The sequence below is a fragment of the Neobacillus vireti genome (genome assembly GCF_036962345.1).
Classification (GTDB): domain Bacteria; phylum Bacillota; class Bacilli; order Bacillales; family Cytobacillaceae; genus Neobacillus; species Neobacillus vireti_A.
This window is the reverse complement of record NZ_JBALNB010000025.1, coordinates 1-26,949: the sequence shown is the minus strand read 5'-3', so window position 1 is coordinate 26,949 and position 26,949 is coordinate 1. Positions and strand designations below refer to the sequence as shown.

28 protein-coding genes are annotated in these 26,949 nt (G+C 33.6%); 8 read left to right on the top strand and 20 right to left on the bottom strand.

Translation table 11 applies throughout. The features are described from left to right. Positions 1-12 precede the first annotated feature (12 nt). A complete protein-coding gene (recJ, locus tag V7108_RS25045) occupies positions 13-1,668 on the top strand; it encodes a single-stranded-DNA-specific exonuclease RecJ (RefSeq protein WP_335569729.1) in 1,656 nt (551 codons plus the stop codon). Positions 1,669-1,986: 318 nt separating this feature from the next. Here recJ and V7108_RS25040 read toward each other — a convergent pair whose 3' ends face one another. Further along, positions 1,987-2,541 carry a hypothetical protein gene (locus tag V7108_RS25040; protein WP_335569728.1) on the bottom strand — a complete coding sequence of 185 codons (555 nt, stop codon included), beginning with the start codon at positions 2,539-2,541 and terminating at the stop codon, positions 1,987-1,989. A gap of 229 nt (positions 2,542-2,770) precedes the next feature. Between V7108_RS25040 and V7108_RS26965 the strand changes: the two genes are divergently transcribed. Next, positions 2,771-2,977: a response regulator gene (locus tag V7108_RS26965; protein ID WP_420489218.1), complete on the top strand. Its 207-nt coding sequence runs from the start codon at positions 2,771-2,773 to the stop codon at positions 2,975-2,977. Between the two features lie 627 nt (positions 2,978-3,604). Here V7108_RS26965 and V7108_RS25030 read toward each other — a convergent pair. The 5 genes from V7108_RS25030 to V7108_RS25010 form a co-directional block, all read right to left on the bottom strand. Next, positions 3,605-3,940, bottom strand: a complete 336-nt coding sequence (locus V7108_RS25030) for a YolD-like family protein (RefSeq protein WP_335569727.1) — start codon at positions 3,938-3,940, stop codon at positions 3,605-3,607. A gap of 413 nt (positions 3,941-4,353) precedes the next feature. Then, a complete protein-coding gene (locus V7108_RS25025; RefSeq protein WP_335569726.1) occupies positions 4,354-4,773 on the bottom strand; it encodes a hypothetical protein in 420 nt (139 codons plus the stop codon). Positions 4,774-4,791: 18 nt separating this feature from the next. After that, positions 4,792-6,105, bottom strand: coding sequence for a metallophosphoesterase family protein (locus V7108_RS25020; RefSeq protein ID WP_335569725.1), 1,314 nt, complete (start codon positions 6,103-6,105; stop codon positions 4,792-4,794). Between the two features lie 307 nt (positions 6,106-6,412). Then, a complete protein-coding gene (locus tag V7108_RS25015; RefSeq protein WP_335569724.1) occupies positions 6,413-6,697 on the bottom strand; it encodes a hypothetical protein in 285 nt (94 codons plus the stop codon). 45 nt (positions 6,698-6,742) lie between these two features. Then, positions 6,743-7,120: a hypothetical protein gene (locus V7108_RS25010; protein WP_335569723.1), complete on the bottom strand. Its 378-nt coding sequence runs from the start codon at positions 7,118-7,120 to the stop codon at positions 6,743-6,745. A gap of 152 nt (positions 7,121-7,272) precedes the next feature. Between V7108_RS25010 and V7108_RS25005 the strand changes: the two genes are divergently transcribed. Beyond that, positions 7,273-8,100 carry an ATP-dependent DNA ligase gene (locus V7108_RS25005; protein WP_335569722.1) on the top strand — a complete coding sequence of 276 codons (828 nt, stop codon included), beginning with the start codon at positions 7,273-7,275 and terminating at the stop codon, positions 8,098-8,100. A 430-nt stretch (positions 8,101-8,530) separates the two neighbouring features. Here V7108_RS25005 and V7108_RS25000 read toward each other — a convergent pair whose 3' ends face one another. The 4 genes from V7108_RS25000 to V7108_RS24985 form a co-directional block, all read right to left on the bottom strand. After that, positions 8,531-9,037 (bottom strand): hypothetical protein, encoded by a 507-nt coding sequence (locus tag V7108_RS25000; RefSeq protein ID WP_335569721.1) that lies wholly within the window; start codon positions 9,035-9,037, stop codon positions 8,531-8,533. A gap of 290 nt (positions 9,038-9,327) precedes the next feature. After that, entirely contained in the window at positions 9,328-9,627 is a 300-nt protein-coding gene (locus V7108_RS24995; RefSeq protein WP_335569720.1) for a DUF6680 family protein, read from the bottom strand. A 161-nt stretch (positions 9,628-9,788) separates the two neighbouring features. Then, complete coding sequence (locus V7108_RS24990) at positions 9,789-10,163, bottom strand: hypothetical protein (RefSeq protein WP_335569719.1); 375 nt, start codon at positions 10,161-10,163, stop codon at positions 9,789-9,791. Next, entirely contained in the window at positions 10,160-10,918 is a 759-nt protein-coding gene (locus V7108_RS24985; protein WP_335569718.1) for a hypothetical protein, read from the bottom strand. The genes V7108_RS24990 and V7108_RS24985 overlap by 4 nt, the downstream gene beginning before the upstream one ends. A gap of 222 nt (positions 10,919-11,140) precedes the next feature. Here V7108_RS24985 and V7108_RS24980 point away from each other — a divergent pair, with 222 nt between their 5' ends. After that, positions 11,141-11,359, top strand: a complete 219-nt coding sequence (locus tag V7108_RS24980; protein ID WP_335569717.1) for a hypothetical protein — start codon at positions 11,141-11,143, stop codon at positions 11,357-11,359. Positions 11,360-11,573: 214 nt separating this feature from the next. Here the strand turns inward: V7108_RS24980 and V7108_RS24975 are convergent, their stop codons facing one another. Both V7108_RS24975 and V7108_RS24970 read right to left on the bottom strand, forming a co-directional pair. Then, positions 11,574-11,747, bottom strand: coding sequence for a hypothetical protein (locus V7108_RS24975; protein WP_335569716.1), 174 nt, complete (start codon positions 11,745-11,747; stop codon positions 11,574-11,576). Between the two features lie 57 nt (positions 11,748-11,804). Beyond that, on the bottom strand, positions 11,805-12,524 hold the full coding sequence (locus V7108_RS24970; protein WP_335569715.1) for a hypothetical protein: 720 nt from the start codon (positions 12,522-12,524) through the stop codon (positions 11,805-11,807). 274 nt (positions 12,525-12,798) lie between these two features. Between V7108_RS24970 and dcm the strand changes: the two genes are divergently transcribed. Beyond that, positions 12,799-15,549 carry a DNA (cytosine-5-)-methyltransferase gene (dcm, locus tag V7108_RS24965; RefSeq protein WP_335569714.1) on the top strand — a complete coding sequence of 917 codons (2,751 nt, stop codon included), beginning with the start codon at positions 12,799-12,801 and terminating at the stop codon, positions 15,547-15,549. Between the two features lie 143 nt (positions 15,550-15,692). Here the strand turns inward: dcm and V7108_RS24960 are convergent, their stop codons facing one another. Both V7108_RS24960 and V7108_RS24955 read right to left on the bottom strand, forming a co-directional pair. After that, a complete protein-coding gene (locus V7108_RS24960; RefSeq protein WP_335569713.1) occupies positions 15,693-16,712 on the bottom strand; it encodes a PD-(D/E)XK motif protein in 1,020 nt (339 codons plus the stop codon). Between the two features lie 4 nt (positions 16,713-16,716). After that, positions 16,717-19,269, bottom strand: coding sequence for a Z1 domain-containing protein (locus V7108_RS24955; protein WP_335569712.1), 2,553 nt, complete (start codon positions 19,267-19,269; stop codon positions 16,717-16,719). A gap of 255 nt (positions 19,270-19,524) precedes the next feature. Between V7108_RS24955 and V7108_RS24950 the strand changes: the two genes are divergently transcribed. Then, the gene (locus tag V7108_RS24950; protein ID WP_335569711.1) at positions 19,525-19,941 is read left to right on the top strand and encodes a very short patch repair endonuclease; all 417 of its coding nucleotides are present in this window, start codon (positions 19,525-19,527) and stop codon (positions 19,939-19,941) included. A gap of 54 nt (positions 19,942-19,995) precedes the next feature. Then, the gene (locus tag V7108_RS24945) at positions 19,996-20,196 is read left to right on the top strand and encodes a hypothetical protein (protein WP_335569710.1); all 201 of its coding nucleotides are present in this window, start codon (positions 19,996-19,998) and stop codon (positions 20,194-20,196) included. 19 nt (positions 20,197-20,215) lie between these two features. On the opposite strand, the gene V7108_RS24940 is transcribed toward V7108_RS24945, so the two are convergent. Both V7108_RS24940 and V7108_RS24935 read right to left on the bottom strand, forming a co-directional pair. Then, entirely contained in the window at positions 20,216-20,428 is a 213-nt protein-coding gene (locus tag V7108_RS24940) for a hypothetical protein (protein WP_335569709.1), read from the bottom strand. A gap of 4 nt (positions 20,429-20,432) precedes the next feature. Beyond that, the gene (locus V7108_RS24935; protein ID WP_335569708.1) at positions 20,433-21,635 is read right to left on the bottom strand and encodes a DNA cytosine methyltransferase; all 1,203 of its coding nucleotides are present in this window, start codon (positions 21,633-21,635) and stop codon (positions 20,433-20,435) included. Positions 21,636-21,783: 148 nt separating this feature from the next. On the opposite strand from V7108_RS24935, the gene V7108_RS24930 reads away from it, so the two are divergent. Beyond that, positions 21,784-22,761 carry a restriction endonuclease PLD domain-containing protein gene (locus V7108_RS24930; protein WP_335569707.1) on the top strand — a complete coding sequence of 326 codons (978 nt, stop codon included), beginning with the start codon at positions 21,784-21,786 and terminating at the stop codon, positions 22,759-22,761. Positions 22,762-22,927: 166 nt separating this feature from the next. Here the strand turns inward: V7108_RS24930 and V7108_RS24925 are convergent, their stop codons facing one another. From V7108_RS24925 to V7108_RS24910, 4 genes are read right to left on the bottom strand one after another with little or no spacing between them, the layout of a single operon-like run. Further along, positions 22,928-23,656, bottom strand: coding sequence for a DUF6339 family protein (locus V7108_RS24925; RefSeq protein ID WP_335569706.1), 729 nt, complete (start codon positions 23,654-23,656; stop codon positions 22,928-22,930). 21 nt (positions 23,657-23,677) lie between these two features. Beyond that, a complete protein-coding gene (locus V7108_RS24920; RefSeq protein WP_335569705.1) occupies positions 23,678-24,547 on the bottom strand; it encodes a hypothetical protein in 870 nt (289 codons plus the stop codon). Then, positions 24,537-26,531 (bottom strand): hypothetical protein, encoded by a 1,995-nt coding sequence (locus V7108_RS24915; RefSeq protein WP_335569704.1) that lies wholly within the window; start codon positions 26,529-26,531, stop codon positions 24,537-24,539. The genes V7108_RS24920 and V7108_RS24915 overlap by 11 nt, the downstream gene beginning before the upstream one ends. Positions 26,532-26,574: 43 nt before the next feature. Beyond that, positions 26,575-26,805 carry a hypothetical protein gene (locus tag V7108_RS24910; protein WP_335569703.1) on the bottom strand — a complete coding sequence of 77 codons (231 nt, stop codon included), beginning with the start codon at positions 26,803-26,805 and terminating at the stop codon, positions 26,575-26,577. Positions 26,806-26,949 lie beyond the last annotated feature (144 nt).

Here is a 26,949-nt window from a genome sequence, read left to right as displayed (position 1 = left end):
AAGTGAATTAAATTGCATGACTCAAAATGGTATCCACATCAACCTACTATTGAGAACCATCCCCAAAAAAATTGGATTTATTATTTATCTAGGCGATTTATCATCGACCCAAATCTTATGTTTTGGTTGTTCTTGCAAGGATATAACACAGAACACAAAATAGAGAATCTATTCTTTCCGTCAACGGAAAGTTTCCATGACCCATTTTTACTTAATGATATGGAAGTGGCAGTGACTCGGATTTTAAAAGCGATTCATAACAATGAAAAAATCATGATCTTTGGAGATTATGATGCAGATGGGATTACGTCGACCACCCTTTTATATAAAGGTTTAAAAGAGGTAAATTCTAATGTGAATTTTCGTTTACCGTTGCGAGAAGAGGGATATGGAATTTCAGCTGCCGCTGTGGAACAAATTGCAGCACAAGATTTCGGACTGATCATTACGGTTGATAATGGGAGTTCGGCTCATCCAGCCATGAAGAAAGCAAAAGAAAAAGGTATCGACATTATTGTCACTGATCATCATGACATTTTAGGGGAATATCCTGATTGTCTAGCCTTCATTAATCCGAAACGGCAGGATAGCACATATCCCTTCAATGATTTATGCGGGGCTGGAGTTGCTCTAAAATTAATGGAAGCAATATTTAAAACATTAAAACGAAATTGGTATTATGAAATGGGAGACTATATTGAATTAGCAACCATTGGAACAATTGCAGATCTAGTATCACTTACTAATGAAAATAGAGCAATTTGTCATGTGGGTTTAAAGAAGATGAATATGAGTCCTCAATCCATTTTACAAAGAATGTTTCAAGTTCTGAAATTATCTTATATTGACAGCTCATCCATTGGTTTTCAAATTGGTCCAATCCTTAATTCTGTGGGTCGAGTGGATAATCCCAATATAGCAGTTTCAATTTTATGTAATTCCCAAACATCTGAAAATGAAATAAGGAATTTAATTGCCTATAACCAAAAACGAAAGGATATGACAATTGAACAATATATGAATGCAGAAAAACAAATCATTGAATATCAACTAAATAAGGAACAGGTTATTGTTGTTTACGGTGATTTTAATAAAGGAATTATCGGAATCATTGCATCGAGGATAAGTGAAAAATATAAAAAACCCTCAATAGTCATTAGTTCATGTGGAACAGCTTCATGTCGAGGAGTAAACGGAACCGATTTTTCCATGATTAATACATTAACCAGATGCAGCCATTTCTTTGACAAGTATGGCGGTCATAAGGCGGCCGCGGGCTTTTCAATTAACCCAGAGGTGATTGATTCTTTTAAAATCGCGGTTCAACATTCGGCAGAAAAAGAGGGATTAAAAATCCCTGTTAAGCAATTTCTTTGTCTACTCCCTATTTCAACATACAACCATGAATTTACTAAAGATCTACAAGCAATAGAACCATTTGGAATGGGTTTTCCTAAACCATTATTTTATTCAGGAAGATTAAAAATTACATCTGCCCAGACTTTCGGTCAAAATAATGCACATCTATCTTTTGCAATTGGAAAAAACAGAGTGTTTGCATTTTCCAAAGGAGAATATGCAAATCGAATAATAAACAAGGAAATGGGCTTTTTATATTCAGTCCAAAATAATTATTTTTCTGCCGAAGATATTAAATATATTAATTAATATAAAAAATGAATCACACTTCTTAAAAAGAATATTTAAATATATAAATGCAAAAAAGCTACTATTTTATGGTAGCCTATTTTATTGAATAGCTGCCCCGTTACTTTAATAAGAAAACTATTGAGTTATTCAAGTATGCACCCTCTTATTGTATGTAGAGGTAATCGAATTAGAGCTGGGACACCATTAATCCAATCACCGACCACCGCTATTTTTCTTCCATCTTTTGTAGTTTTTTAACTTCCCACCTTTTCTTCTGGGAGAAACTCTGCGATGACATGATTAATTCAAATTTGTTCAGCAAAAGAATGATGTTTTTTAGATCTTGCTAATAGAGTCAAAATCAATAAATGTAACGTTACCATCGCTTTTCTTTATCCATTCAATTTTATCGCCAAACAAATATCCATTCTCTTTAAATTCATTGATTCCTATTTCCACATCTTTATCATTTATTTCTAATAAGCCTTCAATCAAACAATGTTCACCATTGATAAATTCTAGTATTAAATACTTTATGGTATGTTGATTTTCAATGGGAAAAAATAATTCTGGTATTAAGTTCTTTAATGAAGGATAAGAAGATATTTCTTTATACATGTTAAACTCTTGATTTAAATTTTTAACATTACCTAAATTATCTTTTAAATAATCAAGATAATAATCTGACACTCCATCTTGTTTATTTATTTTAATAATTTCTTCCTTTAAGGAATCCGTATATATTGTTTTAATGCAGTAATCACGTGAGTTTTTCGCAATTAAAACAACACCATTTAGACCAAACCCTATGATATTAAAATGTTGAATAACTGAATCTTCAGCCATACATTTTTGAAATAAATCAACAAGTTCCAAAACATTATCGTTCATAACATCTATCTCCTTCTCCACTAGTCCGTTAAAGGAATTTATTATTTCTCATACAACTTACTAAACAGTAAAAATTATACATTAACAGAAGGAAATATTAAATGATAGTTGTTGTAGATGATGTGGATTTTATGAGATTACCTTTAATGGGATAAATAAAGATATGGGCGTAATTGTTATTGTCGGTTTATCAAATGAAAAGAATTAGTCGGATTATTGTTTCAACATTATGAAAAAAAATATAAAAATAAATACCATTATTATAGATGCAACAATGCCAGTCATGTCAGGGTTAGACGCAATTAAAGAAATAAGAAAAATAAACAAGGAAGTTCCGATTGTTCTTTTTGGTGGACTGTTAAATGAAGATGCTTTTTTAAAAGTATTCAAATTGTGCAAGTTTACCAGAAGTTATTTTGTTGAAATCAATATTTAAAAAAGAATTGGTTGTAACTTTTGTGGTATCAGTGTTTGTTATGTCAACCATTTCAGGATTTGTATTCTATCTTATTTAAGGAGTTGTTATAAAGTTTAAGTTTTTAAAGAAAAAGTCTAGTTGTTGTGATGTGAAAATTGAAGAAGTGAAAAAAGAAGATTGTTGTTCAACAGAAATAAAGGAAGAATATAAAACTTCAGAAAAGGTCTCCTCATAAGAGACCTTTTCGTTTAGGGAGTGTAATTTATGGCTGTTAATCATGCCAGTACATTAAAAAAAGAGTATTTTCTTTCGTATATTAACTTGATCATGATTTCAAGAAATTGTTCCGTAAAAGAAGCTTAGGAAATAGCACTAGATCTATTTTTCCATAATGACTCAAACCACTATGGTAAGCAGACTTATGAACAATTTATTGAAGCCTTTAATGAAATAAGAGTAAGAACCAAACTGCAAATCCCAGCATAAAAAGAAGGTGGAAAAATCGCTGCACCCCAATGCAGAGAACATACCACAGATAAAGGCTCAACTAATACTGAGAGAATGTAACAAAAGCCCTTTAGTTTATTTAAGGAAAAAAAAAACGCCAACCAACGTAAGGCTGATGCTATGCATATGTCTGCTAATTCAAACGACCTTCACTCCTATAACATTATCGAATGGCACCCGTTCGAATTCGCTAGGCTTTACTTCAATTCGAAGCTCATGAGTAATAGGATTCACGTAATGAACACGCCCAGTAATTTCGTGAGTAAATCCATCTTCCCATATCGTCAGTATTACCGAATGGTTGTATTCCATTGAGTAAATTATGCGTAGGTCGAACTCCTCCGCCTCATGCTCGTCAATGATTGGCTTCCTTATCCGTTCAGTATCGCACCAAAAATCCCGCTGCATCTGTGCTTGCTCGGGCTGGAGATAAGCAGCAGCCCATTTTATTTTCCCTCGGTCGCGTATCGCCATCGTTATCACCTCATTACCATTATATACAAACAAATGTTCTATGTGTAAAGAAAAGAAAAAGACCATTTTTTTCGGTCTTTAGTTTTTTTATTCAATTAAAGCCCCAATTAGTTATAGATAAAATATTTCACAAAGAAAAAAGAACTTTCATTTAATGAAAGCTCCTTTTTATGGTTTAGAGTAAAGGTATTGCTTTTTCTGTTTGGATAAAGTTTAAACTTTTTTCTTCCTGCTTGGTCAATAAAGTAATATCTAAAGTTATTTTAAATTCATTAAAAAAAGAAAAATACAAATTCTTTCTCAAAAGAAGTATGTCTTTAATAGAAATTTCGTCTTTATTATAAACTATTATTAAATCAATATCATTGGGTGAATGGGAATAAAGTAAAGAACCAAAAAGATAAAAATCTAAATTAGAATAAAGAACGTTTTTCTTTTTTAAGTTGTTCACGCTGGTACGGAGTAAGGTAATTAATGAATAGGTTTCCTTCAAAATTTAAAGCCCCCACAAACTCATCCATGAGAAATAACCCAATTTTGTTAGCTTTCGCAACTTCCTTCCCACTTACCGAGTAACTATTCCAAGTGCTGATGGTAACAATAGCATCAATATGATTATGATTTGACATTATTTCTATAACTTCCGCTTCACTTACGACATAAATATTGGTCAAGTGAACCAACACTTTTCTTCCGTTCGTTTTGGTAATCTTAAAAAGTTGTTCTTCGACTTGTTCAATGTTTCTTACTTTATTGTGTCTACCAATAGCATCTAAAAAATATTGGATACTCTCTGGTCTAGGTATTTTTTCGTATCTTCCTCCCTCAGGCATAAATAACTTCCTCCTTATTTAGTCTAGAATTGTTAGTATTTCTTTGGGAAATGTAGGAACGTTAGAACTTTTATATTTAGATATATGATTCATTTCAAACCCTTCTATATGATTCTTATATAATCCAAGAATAAATAATTTGTCATCTGATATTAATTCTTTATTACATTCTAGTATTTCTAAAATTTTTTTATTATTTGGAATAATATCAGTAATGCACTTTTCTTTCCACATATATGCAAACTCTGAAACTGGAGTATGCTGGGCTGTAATACTAAATGGTCCATATTGCTTAAAAATTCGCTCATTTTCTGAAAATAGTTCACTTAATTCTTTTTTTACTTTATCTTTTTTATAATTTATTTCATCTTCTGATCTATTGTTATTAATTGAGAATTTTGGGATGTGATACTCCAAAACTCCATTTTCCATTTTTCTACCTAACGTATTATTTAAAGTCCAATATTCATGTTCACTGTTCCAAATATATTGGGAAACTTTTGCAACTCCATCCTGGATTAAAAAGTCTCCGAAACCTCCTAGAGCATATTCATCTGAGTGCACTCCAGCACTAACAATATTTAAAAGATTAGTATATTGATTTGCTTCTATATTGTATGCTGCTCTATGTACATGACCAGAAAGGTACAAATCAATATTAAAATCATCAAATAAACTTAGCATTGCATTTTTATCACTATCAGCCATACATTCTAATGTATGGTGCCCAATTGCAATAGATAATTTATTATTATCTACTCCTAAATTAGATAAACAATCCAATAATTTATTCTTCCCAATAAGTAATGTCCCTTCTTCTCCAGTTCTATTTGCAATGAGACATGTATTTAAATGTACAATATTATAATTTTCTGTTTCAAGTAAAAAGTGAATATCATTTAAGGGATACTCTTTTGTTAAAAAATCAAAATAAAAGGTTGAAAAAGGTTCGAAACTACTCAATATTTTAGACTTATTCTCCTCATCTTCGAGATATTCATCTAATGTGTTTGAAGGATTATTTGATTCGACGATTTCATTTATCAAATCAGTTCTATCACCATTTCTTCTAATGTCATGATTTCCAGGAATAATATATATTTGCTTTTTCGATAAATTAAGTATACGCAAAATTTCTTCGAAAAATCTCATTTGATTTTCGTTAAAACCTTGCCCTTGATGAGAGAGATCTCCTGTTAAAATAACAAAATTAAATGGGTTTACTTGATTTAACTCATTTATTTTTGTTAAAAGCCGCATCCTCATTCTTCTAGATTGATAATTTTCAACTTGAAAATGAATATCAGAAATATGTAAAAAACGCAAATGCATTGTGTAGCACCTCAAGTATTATTAAAATTAGATCGGAATAAAAATCTATATCCAACACAACTGTATAAATGATTGTATTCTACATCGCTTCCAATTTTTCCTTCTTTAACTAATCTGCCCATTAGTTTAAGTACATTTATTCACATACACTTATGGTCATTATTACCTATTTTTAAATATCGTTGATTTAATAACAAAATGAAGTGCTAAATCCTTTGTCATTTAGCACTTTCATTGTAATGTTATTTTTGATTTTCTCCTCAAAAACTGAACTAATTATAATATTCTCCAAGCTCTTTTATTAAAGTTATTTAATTCTCAATAGGTAATTACGTCGAACTAATTTGTGGAGTTCATCCTTTGGATGGGCAGCGATAATGTCTCTTACAAATGAATGGTCGAATTCTCTTTCGTTATTAGTAAAACCTTTTTGATTACCTCGATTAACCACTTCTTTAATGCTGCTGGTGTAAGCATATTCTTTTATAATCCATTTTTCGAGACTATCAGCCTCATAATTATCAACAAGATCAATAAAGTGTTGCAACCGCCTTATTTCTTCTTTTGCACTGGGAACCGTCAATATTTTCATGAACTCACTCCTTCCGAATAAGGAGAAATTCGACAGACAGAAAGTTTACACCTTTCGACGATTTGGTGAACAAAAATAGGGGTCAAGTCGTTGTTTTAGTTTATATTTAATTGCACTTTTCCAATATCGGAAGTTACCTTCTTTGTAACCACCACCGTTTTCCTTTACATAAAAATTGTATTGAACAAAGATATCATCGTTAATAGGTTGATGAATTTTAACATTTTGTTTTCGCAATTCATCATTTGCTTTTTTTAACTGCTTGAACTTTTCATTAAAGATTTTTTCGTAAAATGCTATTGATTCCTGTAAGTTTCTTTGACTTGCCTTTTCTAGTTTCCTTGTCAAGAGATGAATTTCCAAGTCTAAATAAATCTTTTCATTAATCAACTTCTCTAACTCTTCTGATATCCTTGCCTTCAAATTGTCACCACCAATATAGAACGTACGTTTGTTTAAATTTTAATAAAAAATAATACAGTAAACAATATGCTGGAAAACATTATATAAAAGACCATCATTTTGATAAGTAAAAGTTTGATTTACTTTGATACAATTACAATGAGGTGAAATAGATGTTTGTTAGTCCGATGCTATTAGAAAGAATAGAAGAACCATTTAATTCGGACGATTACATCACTGAGCTAAAATTAGATGGGATACGACTATTACTTTCCAAGTTTGATAATAAAATACGCCTACACACTCGTCACAATAACGAGGTCACAGCACTTTTTAAGGAAATATACCAAAACATTGATATACCAAATGGAACGGTTTTGGATGGCGAACTGATTGTTCCTGGTGCCGATGGTTCACCAAACTTCGAATATGTGATGGAGCGGTTTAAATCTCCTAGAAGTGACCATTTTCTTCAGTATTGCGTTTTTGACATTATTTATTTCAATGGAAACAAAGTAGATAAATTGCCTTTACTGAAACGAAAAGAGCTTTTAATGGGATTAGAAATGGATTGCAACCGTGTTGTTCCTATTCAATGGATTGAAGGGAATGGAGTTCACTACTTCAATGCCGTAAAAGAAAGAGATTTAGAAGGAATTGTCCTAAAAAGGAAAGATTCAATTTATGAAATTAATAAAAGATCCGACAAATGGCTAAAAGTAATCAATTATAAATATCAGGATGTTTTGATAACAGGAATGCTCAAGAAGGAACGATCCTTTTTATTGAGTTCGTTGGATAAAAGCCACCATATTGGGGTTATGGAGTTCATACCAAATCAGGAAAGAAAGTTCATATACAGCGAGATAATAAATAAGGGTACTATTGAAACTAATGAAATCGTTCGGTTCAAGGAGGGAATCCGTTGCAATGTAAAATTTAGAAACTGGACTAGTAAGGGTAAATTGAGAATTCCTTCGTTTTACAAATGGATTTCTTAAAAAACGGAATATGATTTGTTTCTGCGAAAAAATCACGCCAAAAAGGCTTAAAGGAAAATATCCTCTAAGCCTTTTAATTTATATTGATTATTTAACTAAAGCCCCCGATAGTTTAAGTGAAACCTTTCACAACATTTAAATTTATTTTAGCATAAAGTCTCCAAATTCCTTCAAAAATTAGTTCGCTTATTATTAAACCAAACTACCTCAGTTTTAGCACGTATTTTAACAACACCGCATAAATTTATGCAGTATCTCCAATTTGTATGCGAATTGAAGTGCTAATTAATGTGTTAAATCCATTGAAGTGTTAATGTAGCAATAAAAAGGAGACACTAATTCATATGTGATTGTGTCTCCGAATAGATTGTTATTTGATGTTTTCTCCCCAACAACCGAACCCGTTAGCATAAGAGGCCTGTCTTTGTTTTTAGTATCCAATTATAAGAATTCCTTTAAAAGGTAATTTTAATCTACTACTAGCATAAAGTGTATCAAAAAATTGTGTGACTTTTTCAAAGTCCTTCTGTTTACGATAATAAGTTCTAACTGCAATTGTTAGATATTCCACATCATGCATCATGGCCGCTTGAAATAAGTCCTTTAAAAACTGGAAGTTATCAACTGCTCTACCAGCTTCAACTTCAATTACTGTTTTTTGGATGGGATGGTATGCATCCGCTTCAAAATATAACTCAAGTTTTCCATTCCTTCCAAATAAAACAGGAACTTTAATTTTATCAATTTCCCTCTTACTTTTTTCTACTTGATAGTGCAGAGCTTCTAATTCTTCAGCAATAACGGCTAGCACATCATTGCTCGGAAGAGTAAATTTAGACGAGTCGATTTGATTTTGTTTATTTTCAAATATGTTAACAACAGCATATAAGTGATTAGGGATTAAGTCTGTCTTAGGATAATATTGCCAGTTTATCATTTCACCATTTTCCTTAAAAATATGTTTTATTTATTATTAAATAATCCTATTCGTCAAAATTCCAAAATTCTATCGAGATTTGCTTCTAGTTTGATATAGTATTCCAGCAAAAGGTATAATAATTGCTGTCCACAAATATTTTACAGCCTTGGGTTCTGTTTCCATCCTCTTTATCTTCTAAATCTTTCCTTACATATGAAAGAATCGGCACAAGAACGATAACGTAGTGAAAAAAATTAATCGAAGTTCTCCCCCCATACCAGCAGGATCTTTAATCTAGGCTAAACGTTTTAATTATTCTTTCTAAATTCAGCATCAAGCATTTCAATAAGTTGTTGAGCATCTAGTTGCTCCTCACTGTTTATGTCATTAATTGAGGCCTTATATTCTACTTGATCTTGAAGATACGTTATAATGCCTTCTGGTGAATAACTATGATGTAGAGTATCAAAGTTATGAGTGTAGTACGTTAATATCTTTGAAATCTTTTCCAATAGCCTAATTTGTCTTTCATTTAGATTTGTTTTTCCCGTTTTATATTGACTTTCTGAGGGGACACTCCCCGTGTTTATATTATTAGTTCTCTTCATTTATCGCCATCTCCCATCTTATTTTATGAGCACGCTATTCGCAGAAAAGTGTCAATCCTAATATATATAAAACGACCGCTTTGTATTTGTTGAATAACATTCTTACGTTACTATGGAGTTCTACTCTCTTTTTCATAAGAAGTAGTATAAAATAATAATAATTATAAGTCCCACGATAATTGATAGTCCGATTGTTCTTTAGTACCTAGTGAAATAAGATCTTTTCCTCTTAAACCTTTTTTATACCTCTTCCACAAGGTACTTCGATCAATACCAGTCACTTTTGACCATTCTACTAAGGACTTGATTGCACCATCTATTTCTACTTGAATAACTTTTCTTTTGTACTCGAATAATTTTTCTCCTCGGATCCCCGACTTGTATCGTTTACTAATAACAGTTTCGGATATTCCCTTTTCTTTGGACCATTCTTTAATGGTCTTAGTTTCATCCCCAACGTTAATATACACTTTCTGAACACCAACTGGCAGCAATAAATCCTTTTCAGACCATGCTGATTCGATTCTATACCTCAACGCTTTTGACTTATACCCGATATTTCGGACCACTGGGCAATTGTTTTGGTCTCTGCATTAATTGTAATATGACGGTTGAATCTGGTATTGTTCCCTTGTTCCTTTGTAGTTGCCCAGCGACAATTCGTAGGCTCGTATTTGCCATTAACATCAACCCTGTCCAGAGTAAGATGGGGTTCGTATCCATAGTCCATTGCCCACATATAAAAAGCCTCGAATTGATTTCTCCATTCCTCGCAAATTGTAATCCCTCTAGCTCCATAATTCTTATAATCCTTGCTGTTTGGACGGAGGCAACGTGCCTTCATGGTATCCCAAATGTGATATAACCGAGTATTTCTCATATTATGTGTAGAGTTAGCCTTGTTTCGTTCAATCAATCGTTCTCTTGAAATACAACCGCAGCTATTGGCAATTCCTTTTAATAAGTTGTAGCCAATTATGGTTTTGTGAGTTCCACAACTACAATGACATTCCCAATATCCCGTCCTTTCTGCTTTTTTCAGCACAGTCAACCGACCATATCTATTTCCTTCTAATTTGGCATTTTTCCGATTAATGCATGTTCCACACGTTGTGGTAATCCCTTTGGCTAATCCTCTTACTAAAGAGCGCCCATCTCTGATAACTTCCATTCCACAATCACACCGACACATCCATTTCTTATTAACCTGATACCTGCTTTCTTCGCTCAATTTTATGACAGTCAATCTTCCGAACTGTTGTCCTGTAAGGTTAATAAAGCTTGCCATCATTATTAATCTCCTAGCTTTTCGTAATTTACCTTTTATTTGTTCTTTTATTTTATATTAAAATAAAATTTAAGGAAAAAATTAAGAGAAAAATTAAAAAAAATTTAGAAATTTACATATGTACAAGCCTTACTGCATAAAATAATAAGTTGTACACAAAAAAATGAGCATAATTCCCTATATAGAAGCGTAACTTAAAAGTAAATCGAAAGGAGGAATATATTTGTGAGGAAACGTAAATCTTTATCAAAAGAAGAAGCTATGGTTGTTATAGAAAGGATTTCCCATCCCAAAGTTGGGTATCTTGTTCGGTCTCTTGTGGAACAGGGATGCCTACTAGTCCTCCATGGTGAAGAAAAGTATTGTAACGTACATGATCCTACTAAAGGAAAAAATATACTTGGTGACATTTCAATTTACAGCAAAAAGGTAGTTTCAAAATAGAGGTAGAAAGCAATACATGGAGAGGGGTGGTGGGATTATTTATTCATGGAAGAGACTTTGTGGAACAGGTAATCAAAAGAGTAACCGCGGTATCTTGATTTTTAGATGAGATGATAAATATTTCTATGCAAAACTAAATAGAAATTACCCAGTTCAACGTATAAAGTGCTGTAAAAAATAATAGAGGAATTTATATGGTGTCCTCTATTACTTTTTACTCCATTATTTCAGTTAGCGGGCTTTCTATTTTATCTAAGTAATATAAAATACCATTTAATTCATTGTAAGCATCTGCCTTGCTATAAATGTTGTCATATTGTAATCCATTCATTATTAATAAAATTTTTTGTTTTAATTCAACTATCAATAACTTATCTAATAGTTCCATAACTATCCTCCTTCAAATTAAAGTTTTTAACTAAAAAGTATTAATATCTGGAAAATATTAAAAAGATAAAATCATATAAAGGATATCCATCTCATTTTCATAAGCTATCCCTCCATTAATTGTTACAAAAGAAATATTGGAGGCATTTAAAGTTACTGCTGTATCATAGAGTTTTTGCTTTACATCTTCGAGTATTGCTTTATTATCTTCATTGTAGTCTTCCATCATTTTATTCAAAGTATTAAAATTCCCCATATCTGAAACAATGTACTGGTATTTATCTAAGCGACTTTTTTGGAGACAATTTATGGCAAGGATTGCATGAAAATTATTAATAGATGGCTGCTTAGAGAAAAGTTCCCTCATATCTGCTATGTCCTTAATTAGTCCGCCACCATTCCTATATTTCCAAATATTATCAGTTGCCCCATAGCCTAAAATAAATGGTGAGAATGCATTTTTTATTTCAATAAGTGTATGCGGGACAAAATGGTGCTGAGGGTAAATCTTAGTGTTTTCCTTTTCTCTAAGAATAGCGATATCAACCTTAGAATTTCCGCTTAAAGGATCCCACATTCTAGGATTCCATTCTGGTGTTACAATAAACTTATTGGATTTGCCGCCTTTTAGGATTTCCTGTTCGATAAGGTATGATAGTTTATCTCTAAAAAATAGTTCACTTTTCTTTCTAAATAAAATTGTAGCAAGTTCGTCTTTATCGAAACGAACTCCAGAATCCTTTAATATTTTATTAAAGAAATGATGGTCAAAATTCATTTTAATCTCCCTATTCATATAATTAATACCGATGCTGTTTCAATACAAATTCCATCTCTATTTCCATTTAAACTCCGTTCACTAAGTCCCCTGAAGACACTTCTGTATAATAATTCAACAAAGAATAACTAGCCCCTTTATTAACAATCTTAGGTTTAGATATGTTTTAAAACATAGATTCCGTCCAATTTTTTAACGAATTTTTTTAGTATGCAGGCTTTACATTATCCTACGTCGAATAGTTTTTTTTATAACTAGTAAGGGAGAAAAAATTTTGATAAATAATTGGCATGTACCACGAAATAAACGTAAGCTTTACCCAGTGGTAGACATTTTATCATTGTTTACACTGCAAAATTTAGGGGAGATTTGGAATCATGATTTAGCTAGACAATTAAATTTCGAAGCAGAATTGGAGCGTTTTGGAATAAAGAGCGATGGAGAAAGACGTGACCAGAAGGCAGGTGGAGCTAGAACTTACGAATCTTGGTTATATGCTTTAGGTCTCATTTTTGAGGAAACAAATACTGAAGTTATTAGGACCACGCTAGCTGGTGATGCATTGCTTGCAGGAGAATCCCCCGTACCAATCATTAGAAATCAACTAATGAAACTGCAATATCCATCTCCTTACTCAATTCGTAGTGGTGTTGGAATTCACTCAAGGTTTCAGGTAAGACCGTTCCGCTTTTTATTGCAAATCCTTCTTGACTCCAGGCTGAAAAAGGCAAATGGAAGAATTGAGTTGACAAAACAAGAAATAGGTCTTTTCTGTTTAACAGAGGCTGAAAATGAAACAAAACGCTGCCTTGACCATGTGGTTAATCGAATTTTAGCATTCAGATCTAGAGGAGATGCAATTATACCTTCTAACTTTGGTATTTTACATCCAAGCAGTAGAAAAAAAGAAGCCCGTTCAAAGAATGATGCTATGAAAGCATTAATCGATAACGCTAATGTTTTTATAAACTTTCTTGAGTATACGCAATTGGTGAAAAGAGATAAAAGAAATCTACCAATTTACATCCCAGAACAAAAGAGGAAAGATGTAGAAACAATCTTAAATGACAATACCCGTCTCAGAAAGCTTGATACAGACAATCCATACGGCTTAGAAAACTTTCAGAGAAATTACGGTCTTCCCCCTAATATGGTTAGAGATAATCGCACCTTTGGTGGCAGAGCTGTAACGGAACAAATTTACCGTTCTAGGCGTGTACAAACGGAGCTTTTACATATTGCATCAAGGAAGCCAATTCCATTAATATCACCAGAGATTATTGATGAAATTTCTGAAACAACTGGCTATACATCTACTCAAGTAATGCAAGGATTAGAAAATTTTAGACCAAACACTTTCTCATTGTTTGAAATTAGCTATATGAATATGGCTTCAAGTGGAACTGAATATGCTACCGAATTTGAGGTTGCCACCGTGGAGATATTTAACCAGCTGGGGTACGAAACGACCCACACGGGTTCCTTGCCACTGCATCCAGATGGAATTGCTATAACTCCAGAAAATTATAGCGGGATTTTTGATACAAAAGCGTACAAATCATATTCCATTAATAATGATCATCGAAACAGAATGGTGGTCAACTATATACCATTATTAAAAAATTCACATCCTAATTCTAGTTTTTTCTTGTATATAGCACATGGTTTTAAATCAACGATCGGTAATCAAGTACGGCGTATCGCGGAAGAAACAGGAGTAAACGGAGCTGCAATAACAGCAGAAGCTATTCTTGAACTCTACCGTAAAAATAGATTGAATCCTATACCCCATATTGATTTGTTCCCAATTTTCACTTCCAATACATTAATATCATTGGACGACATAAATCGATTTTTTGACTCAGGCATCTCAGTTTCCAATGACCAGGAATATAAAGTAGAGCCCGCTTCAAGAAATCATTCTGTATTCAAAGAAGTTATATTTAAAAAAGGAGAACTGTTCTGTGGAGCTGGTGGGTTATCATTAGGGGCTGAACTTGCAGAAATCGAGAAGGACGGAAAAGTCTATAAAGTAGAACATGAGTGGGCTAACGATTTTGATAAGGATGCATGCGAAACATTCCGTAAAAATATCTGCCCTGATAGACCTGAATCGGTCTTTTGTCAGGATTTGCGCAACTTAGATATCACCAATTTACCAAAAATCGATGCATTTTCATTCAGTTTCCCAATAGAGGGTTACAGTATTGCTGAGAAAAGAAATGCTCACAGGCAAAATAATGACCCTTTATACACATATGGCATTGAGGTATTATACTCCCATCAGCCTAAATGGTTTATTGCTGAGACTGGACCAGGATTTGCAAACATGAAAAGGCTCAATGAATTCATTCAAATCTTAAAGGAAATGGAGGAAGCGGGATACCATGTTACACCTCACCAATATAAATTTGAAGAGTACGGGATCCCTCAAGTGCGTCATAATATAATTGTTGTAGGAATCCATAAAGATTTAGGCTGGAAATTTAAAGTGCCAAAAGCACCTTATAAGAATAATTTTTATGAATGGGAAACGGCAAAGGATGCGCTCGAAAATCCACCTATTCCAATTAATGCAGCAAATCATGAATTCACTGTTCCTAAACCAAGAATTACAGAATTGCTTTCTGTGATTAAACCTGGAGACAACGCTTGGGCTGATTATATCCCTGAACATCTGCGTTTGAACGTAAAAGGGGCACGTATGAGCAACATATATAAACGTCTTGACCCTAACCTTCCATCCTACACCGTAACGGGTTCTGGCGGAGGCGGCACTCACATGTACCACTATAATGAACCAAGGGCGCTCACCAATCGGGAACGTGCCAGACTTCAAACTTTCCCAGATGATTTTGAATTCATCGGCGGGAAAGAATCAGTACGAAAGCAGATTGGGTATGCTGTCCCTGTTGATGGAGCAAAAATTATTATCGAAGCAATACTTAAGTCATTTGCAGGCATTGCTTACGAAACCGAACCATCTAACCTGGAAAAGGATCTTATCAGGTGGTCTTATAAATGATTTAAAAGTGAAAAAAGGAATATCAAATTCCTATTCTTAGAGATCCTTTTCTGGATCTCTTTCTCCTTTCAAAATAATAAAAATACCAACCCAGAAGAGAGTTGGTATCAATAGCGGTGAAATTAACTTTTAGTTGCCCAAAATTAAATTACTATATTTAAGTATTCTGTAAATTTATCTTCCTCTAGTTTAAAGTGATATAGCCCTTCCATATCTAGAGAATAATTGATTTTAGATATTCTTGAGGGAACTGGTTCTTTTAATTGTTGATTTGTAAAAACTGGAAAACCTTCATTTACAGGGAAAACAGAAGATTCTACAACTATAAAGCAATTATACAAATCATCGTCGCTAGGGTTGTAACCGTATTCTTGTAATAATACATTAAATTCTTCGATATAATCGGGGCGGTCGTTTAAGATTTGCTTTATTTCATCAACAAAGTTTGTTATTGATGTGCCGTTTTCAGAACTCATTAGCTTAAAAGAAACAATCAATAACCCTCTATCGTCCTCTTTTTCAAGTTGCTCTAAACCATTTATGACAAGTTTATGTCTTGATGATAGAGTTGTTTTAACTTCGATAGAAATATTATCAAAGTAAAAATCATGTTTACTTTTTAAAGGACCTTTCCATTTAGTTATTGCATCATTAACTCCTAATTTGAGTAACTTGTTTAAAACATACAACTCACCAAAAAGACCACGTTGCATTTCCTCACTGAGAAAGATGCTTTTTTGTCTTCCCCAAAAGCTGGTACTCCTCCTAAATACTGTAAGAATCGATCTATGAATACTAAAATTTTTTGAAAAGATTAATTCACAAATTTCATTTACCATATTAGTGAATTCTTCCTTATGATGGTTTCCAGTACATCGTAAATCATAATAGTTTTGTCTCTCTCGACCTAAGATAAAATGATTTTTTATAATTTTCAATTCTAGACCAGCGACATTTGGGTCTGTAATTTCAAATTGGGATTCAGATTCACTGATTTCACACAAGAAGTGCATACTAGTATCAGTTGATACAAAAATACAAAGGTATGGTGACTCTTCTCCGCTATCAGAGAGGAGCTGTAAGTTTACAACCATATCTGGATTTAATGCTTGCCTACTTGAAAGATTATCCCAGTCATTTGTTGTAATTTTAGAATAAGTCATTTAATCACCTTCTTTCGACTTGTTGAGCGACATAATCTTCAGGTTGATTTCGGCTTTTTGGAAATACGATGCCTAAACCGATAACATCTACTTTTTCATCATTTTCACCGAACAATGGTTCTAACCTTTGTAGTTTGTTCCTTGTTGGTACTGAATCCTTCCAAATCCTATAAATCAACAATAATGGATTATCACGTTTATGCGGATCAGAATGGTGGTAATTATCCATCAGCAAATCCAGCTCCTGTGTAAGGACACCAATCTTTTGCTCGTCTACCCTTTTGGAACGGGTTACGGGTACCATCTTTAATCCACCAAAACTAATTAATTGATTACCTCGCTCCTCATTCTGCAAACCTGGGATACCAACATTCCAAGTAGTTAATTCTTTTCTACTAAAATTAGTTGAAACCCGCCTGATGTATGCGATGATGGCATCAGAATCGAAACCAGATTGATTAGTAAATATAAATTGCTCTAATGCATTCAAAATAACTTTTACAGGTATATTTTTAATTAAGTGATTGCCAGATGCATTTTCCCATGAACCTTCTTTTGAAATATCATTAATAAGTGTTTCCGCCACAGATAGATTACTTCTAAGAACTTCTGGACTTTGAAACGGCAACCAAATTGTTTGAGCCAATTTTGAACTATAAGTAGGCTCAACCGTTCTTGCAGCTCCCATTTTATTTGGTGCTGTTATCTTCATTTCTTTATGTGCACGGATTTTTACTGAAACTTGTGCAGGTGTTATATTATCTTCCTCGTAACGGTACAATTCTTTCCTAATTTCCTGTTCCACTAAAGCTAGGTCCTCAAAATACCCTGCTAATTTTTTAGTTGTATAAACCCTTGTTAAATCTTCATATCCTTCTCTATATCCAAACCATCTTCCCATTTGAAGAAGTGTATCATAAGCTTTACTTTTTCTGATAAAGTAACTTGTCATTAATCCTTCTAGCGTTAGTCCCCTTGATAATGTATTACCTCCAATTGCTATTACTTTAATGTCTGGATATTGCGTATAGTCAAGAAAATCAGTTGATCTTGCATTTAATTCTAATATACTTAAATCATTCAAAAATTCTAAAATATAAGGCTTAACTTCTTCAAAAGAAACATATTTTTCAGGTTGAAGCTGTTTAGTTGTAGGACAGAAATCAGATTCCCACAAAATTTTAAAGATAGAATAAAGAATCTCGGAATCTCCACTATCTAGTGTATCTTTTAAATCTTTTATAATTTCATCAACAATTTCTTTCATGTCTGAGTGTCCATCCTGTAAATGCGTAGTATGGATTAACATTGTCATCGGTTTATGTCTATGATTCCTTTTATATCTAATTGCAGCAGACAAACAAAATGACATGATTGATTTTCGTAAGTAGAACTCATGATTTGATCCCTCGATATCAGGATCGGAAACCTCCCTTACATAGTAATGGGCTTGACCTTTACTGAAGATTTGTTCTGCTCCCATATAATCATCAGGTTTAGGTAAAGAGACTATAAAGTTTCTAGGATATAGGTCGCGTTCTAATTCATCAGAATTTACACTCATGTCAATTAAAAGATTGGCAAATGGGGTTGCTGTGTAACCTATATAAGCGTTTTTATTAAAATAACGTAATATTAAACGGATATGCTCATTTGTTGGTGAGGTCTTACCCTTTTTACCAGTATCCGTACTTGCTTGGTCTGCTTCATCATCAATTAATAAAAGAGGGATTGTTCTTCTAACTTCTTCAGGTGCTTTTTTAATCCACCTTAATAATTTTCGCATTATTACTGGCTTTTTCTTCATAACTACCAGTATCGGTCTACCCGACTGTGCAATTGTATCTAACCGAAGTGTAGTTCCCTCATTAAAGTCACTTTCGTCAGTGAGACGTACCCATTGCCTATTTGCAAGTTGAGGAATTTCAACATGCTCTACTTCATCTTTAAATGGCTCACCTGTAAGTTCACTATCTAATCTTAATTGTGTTTGAGCCCTTAGGTTATTATGTAGTCCTGCTAGAACAATAATAAACCTATACCCAGCATCAACAGCTTTAGCTATTACAGCAGTGAAGTTAGCAGTTTTTCCACTTTGTACATGTCCTATTACCAAACCTTTTGTTTTAAATGAGGGTCTAGATGGATTTTCTAACCTTTCGACCACCTTATTTGACGCATTATCAATGGAGGCTATTATTTCACCCGCCCTTTTTGGGGACATTTTCTGAGTGAACTTCTTTTCTAAAAAGGTTTCAAGCCTATTCCAATGGTACCTTTTTGTTTCATTATTATTAGTTTTTAACCAATCGGCAAACCACTCATCATGTCCTTCTGGGTCTACAATTAAGGCAGGGTCTTCAATTTCTGAGTATTTACGACCTTCTTCAAATTCCCTTTTTCTTTGGATTTGAGGAAGAATTTCCTCTTTTTCTTCTTGTGATAAAAAATCTCCATCTACTGGATCACTGTATTGATCAATTAATTCTTCAAGTGTACCCAACCCTTTATTTAATTTCCTTAATATTATAGAAATTGCGATATTCAATTTATCCACCAAAATACCTCCTTTTTTACCTAATTTTATCAAATTTTAGGTCGTTTAATTGTAAAAAGTTTAAAAATAAATTGAATTATTAAACTCCTTACGTTGATTCCATTATTATAGGCAAAAAGATCCCTGTTTTTATCCCCACCCTCTCGACAAAACAAGAAAAGTTCCCCTTAATTTTATAAAAGTAAGGAATTGGCCCCTAAGAATCCGTTTATCATGCTATGAAAAAGGAGATAGGTAATAAAAGAGGTGTTGGATATGGCTGACAGAATTTCGAAAGAGAGCAGAAGCAGAAATATGAGGGCAATCAGATCCGTTTCCAAACTGGAAGATAAAATTGCAAAGGAACTGTGGAGTAAGGGAGTACGATACAGAAGGAATGTAAAAGATTTAATCGGCAAGCCTGACATTGCCATCAAAAAATACAAGATCGCCATTTTTATTGACAGCTGCTTCTGGCACGCCTGTCCTGTTCACGGAAATATGCCGAAAAGCAATACAGTTTACTGGGAAAAAAAACTGGAACGGAATGTAAACAGAGACAGAGAAATTACGGATCATTACCTAAAGAACGGCTGGTATGTAAAAAGAATATGGGAGCATGAGGTAAAACAAGACTTTGATAAGGTTATCGAGGGCATTATTTCATTCATAAACGATATAAAAAAACAATAGATATCCATTTAATGTTAAAATAGGTGATAGAAAAAAGAGAAAGAGTGAGGATACATGAAACAAGTTGAAACAATCGGAACGGTACTGGATGTAGCACAAGTCATTCAGGAACTGTTTCAGCATACAGAAATTGTAGTAACAGGTTCTGGAGCAGAAGAAGTGGGCGAATATGTTGTAAAGACTCTTACAGATTTTAAAGTCACACATACAGAAAAATGGACGGATGAAGGGCATTACATAAAAATTTACGACTGAAAGCAAAAAAGGAGATCATTTAATTGATCTCCTTTTTTTGCCTATTATTCAGGTCACGTACTTCATTGATTCTTTTTCCGTAATCATAGGGTTGGCTGTATAATACCTTGCCGCACTCCATACATTCCACATCGCACAATCGGTCATAAAGTAACTTTTCTTGTTTTGACAGATGTTCTGGTGGCTCTTCAATCCGAATGACCATTAACGGGGCCCCGCATTCACAAATCATGATTTTACTCCTTTACGACTTTGTTTTCTTCTAACTCCATCGTAGTCTGACCTTCTGGTGGTGTTTCTTCTTTCTTTTTTGCTTTACCTGTTCGCTTCTTCTTTTTGTTTACGCCTGTTTTAAGCATTTCTGTAATATGTTCCTCATCCCATTTGGCTTCTTCTGTTTCGTAAGGGATTCCTGCCAGTGTTTTTAAAATGGCTTCTACGATGACTTTCGCTCCTTTTGGAGGAACTGCCATCCCAATTTGCTTTCTGACACTTTCTTTTCCGCCAATGAATTCATACCAGTCAGGGAAGGTTTGCAATCTCGCGCGTTCACGGTTCGTTAGGGCACGTGGTTCATCGTAATGATACATATGTGTTCCTCCGCCTCCTGAACCTGTTACCGTGTAAGCTGGCGTGTCTGGATGAAGTCTTCTGTATATGTTGGACATTTTCGTTTTCTTCACATTTAAACGCAGATGTTTTGGCAGATAATCCACCCAGCAGTTATCACCAGGTTTGATATGAGATAACATTTCCACTACTTGTCCTTGATGGTTCGTAGGTTCTTGATTCGTAGCATCCTCTGGAATCGGTGGATTTTCTAGTGCCTGTCTAGAGGTTATCCATTCTTCCTTGTTTTTAAAAGGAGCCTTTGGAACTTGATATCTTAACCCTAAGTCCTTTCGGATACCAACAATAATGATACGGTGACGTGCCTGTGGCACACCATATTCTTCAAATTTATATTTATGAGGGGTAATATAGTATCCTGCTTCTTCCATCTCTTTTAAGATCTGGACAAATGCTTTTCCTTCATTGGCTGACTCTAAACCGCCAACATTTTCTCCTATAAACCATTGGGGCTGATGGTGATTTAATACTCTGATACCATATTTATATAACCCGCCGTATTCTCCTTCTAATCCTTTGGTTTCACCCACAAGAGAGAAATCGTTACACGGGAAGCCAAAGCTGAAGCCATCGATCGGTGGCAGTGATTCAATATCCAACTCTTTTACATCGCCGTAAATAACAGAATCAGGATTATCTGGGCAGATATTGTGGCGAAATGTTTTACATGTGTCTTCGTGATAATCATTTGCCCAAGCGTGTTCTACTTTATGTTCTATACCATTTTCATCAATTATAGTCGCTTCTTTGGCACCGAGACTCAAGCCTCCTGGACCGCAGAACAACTCTCCTTTTCGATACGTTGCCATGTCTATTAACTCCAATATTTGTGCATTTATTTTTATTAGTATATTTAATATTAACACATCATGTCGAATTATGACATGTTATAAAGCTAGCAAGTTCTGCCTTCCTTTACTATGATTATATTGAAATACTACTAAAGGAGGGAAACTATTGTACTATCATCAGAACCTGGAGGGTACCGCTTTTGCTGACCCGTACATACGTGGTTTTCGGAAAATCCGAATTCTGTCGGGTTATGCAAGCAGTATATTTTTGACACATATTATGGATAACTATCCAGATATTGAAATTGAACTCATTATTGGAATGGCGAAAAGAGACGGGATAAATAAATGGGACCACAACAAATATAAGGAAATGATGCAAAATAATCCAAACATCACGGTTAAGTATCATATTGGCTCTCCTGCTGTGCATACCAAAGTCTATCATTGGTACAAGGATGGCTTATTTTCTGATTCGGTTACATTTGTAGGTTCATCCAATTTTTCATGGGGTGGATTCAGAGATTTGAAAGAATTGTTGGTTGAGGCGAATCACGCAAATATTAATGATGTGTTCGACCAGGTTAATCCCATTTTGTGTACCGATCCAAATGTGGAGCAGCATATTGTATTCAAAGATGTACAATACACAAGACGGACGAATAATGCGAATCCAACCTTCACATTAGTAGATTTACATAACACTGGAATACCAGTTTCAGGAACAGAAATGCCTGCTAGTGAATTTGTAGATTTGCCATTGCTTATTAAAAATGATACGGCTATTCAGGAGAAAGCTGGTCTGAACTGGGGTCAGCGTCCAGGACGGGAACCGAATCAGGCATATATCAAAGTACCGCTTGAAGTGCATCGTGAACACCCTGAATTCTTCCCTCCAAGAGACCATCAGTTTACGGTGATTACCGATGACGGTCACCAAATGGTATGTGTGGTGGCACAGGATGGCAGAAAAGCACTTGAAACATCCGAAAACAACAGTATCCTTGGTGTTTATTTCCGAAATCGTTTAAACGTTCCTCTAGGTGCAAGAGTTGATCCGCAGAATGTTATAAATTATGGAAGAACAACTGTACGAGTTTTTAAGATTGATAATGAAACCTATTTTATGGACTTCAGTGTATAATAAATAGGAAAGGCAGGCTTCTTTCTGGCTCTTTTTATGCATCATATCTTTTATATTTTCGAAGTCTCATTCCCGAAAAATTTTTCTTATTCTCTGCTTTGATCTTCTTTGGTTAACAAAAAAGACAGGAAATATTCACTGTCTTTTTTTGTTTTCTTATTAAAGTTTAACCAAATAAAGTAAGTTGGTGAACCTTCATTTTTTCATGAACAATTTTTTCAATATCGTTAAAGTCTAATGTATCTAGTATTTGAACACCGCCAATACTATTAAAATACCTCATTAGTTCTCTAAATAACTTAACATTAGAATACACTTCTTTGTCCATCTTCGAAAAAACTGTTAGTAAATTACGAGTAAAGTTAATATTTCTTGGAAATGTCCTTTCAAGCAAGTGAAGGACTATTTCAGCCGAGGTAAACATCACTTCTGTCAATTCATAGGGATTGCTGTTATTATTATCTTTTGTCAATTCTGCTGCCCACCATAATCTTGAAATTCCATTTCTGACTAATCCTCGGTTCCCATGAGTAAAATAGCGTTCTAGTATATAATTTTTAGGATTTTTCTGGTTTTCAACGTTCCACCTTAAAATCATATACTTCCAGAAGGTTACGTGTGATAAATAAGTCCATAATCGTTCGTCAATGGCCTGTGATCGGTCCAAGTTTAGCTTTCTATTTAATTCAATTGCATTTTCACAATCATATGAAACTCTACCTGATGGCATTTTTAATGTTATTCCAATTGATGGAATATTTGTTTCCATCAACCAATTTGTCCCTTTAAAATATTGTGAAAGCCAATCATTGTTGAGTATATATTTTTCAATGTTACTATTGATATCAGATTTTAATCTGGATAATGATTCGTCATTTAGAGACTGAGTTAACATCCTATCCACTCCCCTCCCTTATCAGCCTATCTGCATCGCTAAATCCTGTAATTCCTCTAATCCTTTTGAAAGTGGATCTCCCAACATAAAAAGTGCAATTTGGGCTTTTTTATCTTCAAACGAACTTTTATCATATATATCTATACCTAATTGTCGTAATCTCCGTTTGACTATTGGAAACCATTTGGTATCCTCAAAGCCTGTATCCCCTTCATTATCTGAATGCTCTAATTTTTCTAAGAGTAAAATTAGAGCAGGCATTACTAATGAACTTGTTATAAAATTGGTTGCTACACCATTTTTCCTAAGTTGGTTATAACTCTGGAAATTCATTTCAGACAGCCTTATTACAATCTTGGTTTCGCCAAATACAACTTCGTAAGGCGGTGCTTCAACATCGCTATTTTTCCAAACAGTAAAGATGGAAGGAACCACTTTTAGAGAATCCGACTCAACTTCAGCTACAAAGTTTTTGGGTTTGTCTACCGCAAGAATATCCCCTTTATTTACTATTGTACTTACATTTTGGTAATCAGGATGAAACGTGTCGCTTCCATAATCAAGGATTTGTTCCTTTGCAAGAAGGAGACATGAAATTTCAACTCTGCCTGAAAGATCACGGACATCAATTTCTAAATCAAGCGTGTCAGTATTAGAGCGATAAACCTCTCTAAATCTCGTTTTTGGACAATCCATATGTATAACATAATGTACTTGACCTTTTTCTATAAGATTTAAAAAATAATAATTAGTAAGCCTAAATACTACATGAAATTTAAAATGAGTTTTTGTACGACTTGCTTTAATTTCTGTTAAGAATTCTCCCTCTTTTACGTCTTTAGAAAAAGGAGACAGAACTGCGTGTGGAAAATACCTTAAATCAATCTTCATATACTTCAACTCCTAGTGCACAGATAATCGGTTCTTTTAGTTCAACTTTCACGCAAGTCCGTATCCCTTTTTCAAAAACAATCGGTCCAATGCTTTCAGTATTAATAATTAATTCTTGTTTTTGTGACTCATGGTAGGCGCTTTTAATGTTAAATTTCTCATTGCCGTCATCACCCACGATACTTAAATCCAAATGTCCAACTCCATCAGCAGTAGGAGTAAAATAAATATTGTATATTCTTCCAACTCTTCCATCAGCTACTACGCTTCTAAAGTCATCAAGTGTTAATTCTTCACGCTCTTCTTCACTCTTACTCTTTTCATTGCTTTGTGGCTCATTTATTGGACGTTCTTCATTTTTATTACTGCTAACTGGTTTTTCTTTTTGAACTTTATCTTTTGGGTCCCTCCCTCTTGGGTCTTCTTCTCTAGGATCCTTTTCACTTGGGTATTTTTCTTTCTGACCTTTATTATTATCTTGGCTTGCGGGTCCGAAATCATTTTCGAAATCGTTAAACTCATCGGTTGGAAGTTCTTCTTCACTTATTGCAGTATTCTTTTTAGTCTTTTGCTGATTTCTTTTCTTTGCTTTAACTTTATTTTTATTATCAATATTATTGACATTTACATTTTTTGAAGTGAGAGTAACCGCCTCAATTTCAATTTCCTTTTCTTCCTGTGTATTAATGTCATTATCATCTGGAAGGAATTGACTCACACCTTCGATTTCTAATGATTCAATATTCTCAATTGAGCCTAGATTTTTCACCTCTTTGTTTATCCAAGCGTATATAGCCTTTAAAACACGCTCTGCTTCCTTTTCATTTTCTTCAAACCGTTTTGAATTCCAACGATTATGTTCTGGATTTTCAGTTTGCCGTAGCAATTCATTAATATCTTCACCGTAAGCTACAAATACCCCCGCAAACCGAGCTATACTCTGGAAACGGTCTTTATCAAAAATTTTCATTCCAGTTTTTCGAATCATAGCAATTCTATTTGGTAAGCCTTTACCTTCTATCAAACTAAGCTTCAATCCTGTTTCAAATCCTGGAATATTTCCTTTGATCCATTTTTCCTGTTTTAAAGACTGAAAATAGTAAGGAAGGTAATTTTTTTTATTTGCAGCAAAGTGTTTATTAATTAAATCTTCCATAGTAGCAGAGTCAATTAGTATATCTTCAACATAAACAACTAATTTATTTGTGTAAATTGCATAAAAAAAGTTATCCAAAACAGCTTTGATTATTTCTTCTTTCCAATTTTCGAACTTAAAACCTGCAATGAAAATATCAGTTCCGATTTTTTTTCTATTAAAAAAGTCATCTATGAATTTCATATCATTATTTACTAAAGGCTTATTTTCTCCAGGTACACCAAAATAGCCTGTTCCCTGGGTAACATAATTTCGATAGTTGTGCGATGCAAGTTTTGCTACACCCTGAAAAGCACTTGCACCTTCAGTATTTTTTGTACTATAAAAAACTGTATGTAGAGATGATGAAGCAAAAGGTGCATGTTTGCCTATCCCGAAAGAACCTCCTGACCCAGTTCCCTTGTCTGAAACACCAACTGATTTTACCAATTGGAACCATTTTCCATTTAATTCATCTTCAACACCTAATAATCCAGTGGTATTATAATCACTAATTTTTAAAAACGGAATTTCATTTTGTTCCAAAACGCTTATCATTTTTTCAATTATCTTTTTATCCTTTTTAATATGTCCCCATCTCTCAAGACAACCATTTAAAGAATTTAGTAGACTAGTTCTTCCTGGAAAAATAGAGGATGGGACCATATGGCGACTAAATCGGACTTCAACTGGACCTGTGGCATTTGGATCAGGTGCATCAATACTATTTTGAATTGGTTCTCTGGTTCCATTTATTAATGCATCATCCTTGAATTCCTCAATTCCTGAATCTCTAATTCCATATACTTGCCCATTTCCGTTCGTAGGAAAATCAAATTGCGGCTCCATTCCTGCAATTCCTCCTTAATTTTTATAGGTGTCAATTAAGTGTTCAATCTTTTTTGAAAGAAAATTGTATATCCTCATTCGTATTTTCTTTACTAAATCTACTTTTTAAGTATTTTATTTCAATTTCTAATGAGTCAATTATTTGTTTAACATGTTTTTCAGAATAATCATAGTTATTTCTATTTGACAGATTACTAATTAATCTAATTTTTTTTATTGCTTCAGTAACTCTTTTTTCTGCTAGCCTTTCAAATTTCTCTAATTTTTCACTCATAAAGCACCTCTAATTAATTCTAATTTATTTAAATAATAACATGTATCACAGATAATTACATTTTATTAGAAATTTATACTAAATAATGTAAAAAAGAAAAACCAATCTTCGAATAAAGATAATATTCTTTTATCTATCTATTAT

Bases quoted from the DNA above. Each gene is read 5' to 3' on its own strand.
- V7108_RS25040 (WP_335569728.1), bottom strand. From the start codon at position 2,541: ATGAACGATAATGTTTTGGAACTTGTTGATTTATTTCAAAAATGTATG.
- V7108_RS26965 (WP_420489218.1), top strand. From the start codon at position 2,771: ATGAAAAAAAATATAAAAATAAATACCATTATTATAGATGCAACAATG.
- V7108_RS25030 (WP_335569727.1), bottom strand. From the start codon at position 3,940: ATGGCGATACGCGACCGAGGGAAAATAAAATGGGCTGCTGCTTATCTC.
- V7108_RS25025 (WP_335569726.1), bottom strand. From the start codon at position 4,773: ATGCCTGAGGGAGGAAGATACGAAAAAATACCTAGACCAGAGAGTATC.
- V7108_RS25020 (WP_335569725.1), bottom strand. From the start codon at position 6,105: ATGCATTTGCGTTTTTTACATATTTCTGATATTCATTTTCAAGTTGAA.
- V7108_RS25015 (WP_335569724.1), bottom strand. From the start codon at position 6,697: ATGAAAATATTGACGGTTCCCAGTGCAAAAGAAGAAATAAGGCGGTTG.
- V7108_RS25005 (WP_335569722.1), top strand. From the start codon at position 7,273: ATGTTTGTTAGTCCGATGCTATTAGAAAGAATAGAAGAACCATTTAAT.
- V7108_RS25000 (WP_335569721.1), bottom strand. From the start codon at position 9,037: ATGATAAACTGGCAATATTATCCTAAGACAGACTTAATCCCTAATCAC.
- V7108_RS24995 (WP_335569720.1), bottom strand. From the start codon at position 9,627: ATGAAGAGAACTAATAATATAAACACGGGGAGTGTCCCCTCAGAAAGT.
- V7108_RS24985 (WP_335569718.1), bottom strand. From the start codon at position 10,918: ATGATGGCAAGCTTTATTAACCTTACAGGACAACAGTTCGGAAGATTG.
- V7108_RS24975 (WP_335569716.1), bottom strand. From the start codon at position 11,747: ATGGAACTATTAGATAAGTTATTGATAGTTGAATTAAAACAAAAAATT.
- V7108_RS24970 (WP_335569715.1), bottom strand. From the start codon at position 12,524: ATGAATTTTGACCATCATTTCTTTAATAAAATATTAAAGGATTCTGGA.
- V7108_RS24960 (WP_335569713.1), bottom strand. From the start codon at position 16,712: ATGACTTATTCTAAAATTACAACAAATGACTGGGATAATCTTTCAAGT.
- V7108_RS24950 (WP_335569711.1), top strand. From the start codon at position 19,525: ATGGCTGACAGAATTTCGAAAGAGAGCAGAAGCAGAAATATGAGGGCA.
- V7108_RS24945 (WP_335569710.1), top strand. From the start codon at position 19,996: ATGAAACAAGTTGAAACAATCGGAACGGTACTGGATGTAGCACAAGTC.
- V7108_RS24940 (WP_335569709.1), bottom strand. From the start codon at position 20,428: ATGATTTGTGAATGCGGGGCCCCGTTAATGGTCATTCGGATTGAAGAG.
- V7108_RS24935 (WP_335569708.1), bottom strand. From the start codon at position 21,635: ATGGCAACGTATCGAAAAGGAGAGTTGTTCTGCGGTCCAGGAGGCTTG.
- V7108_RS24925 (WP_335569706.1), bottom strand. From the start codon at position 23,656: ATGTTAACTCAGTCTCTAAATGACGAATCATTATCCAGATTAAAATCT.
- V7108_RS24920 (WP_335569705.1), bottom strand. From the start codon at position 24,547: ATGAAGATTGATTTAAGGTATTTTCCACACGCAGTTCTGTCTCCTTTT.
- V7108_RS24915 (WP_335569704.1), bottom strand. From the start codon at position 26,531: ATGGAGCCGCAATTTGATTTTCCTACGAACGGAAATGGGCAAGTATAT.
- V7108_RS24910 (WP_335569703.1), bottom strand. From the start codon at position 26,805: ATGAGTGAAAAATTAGAGAAATTTGAAAGGCTAGCAGAAAAAAGAGTT.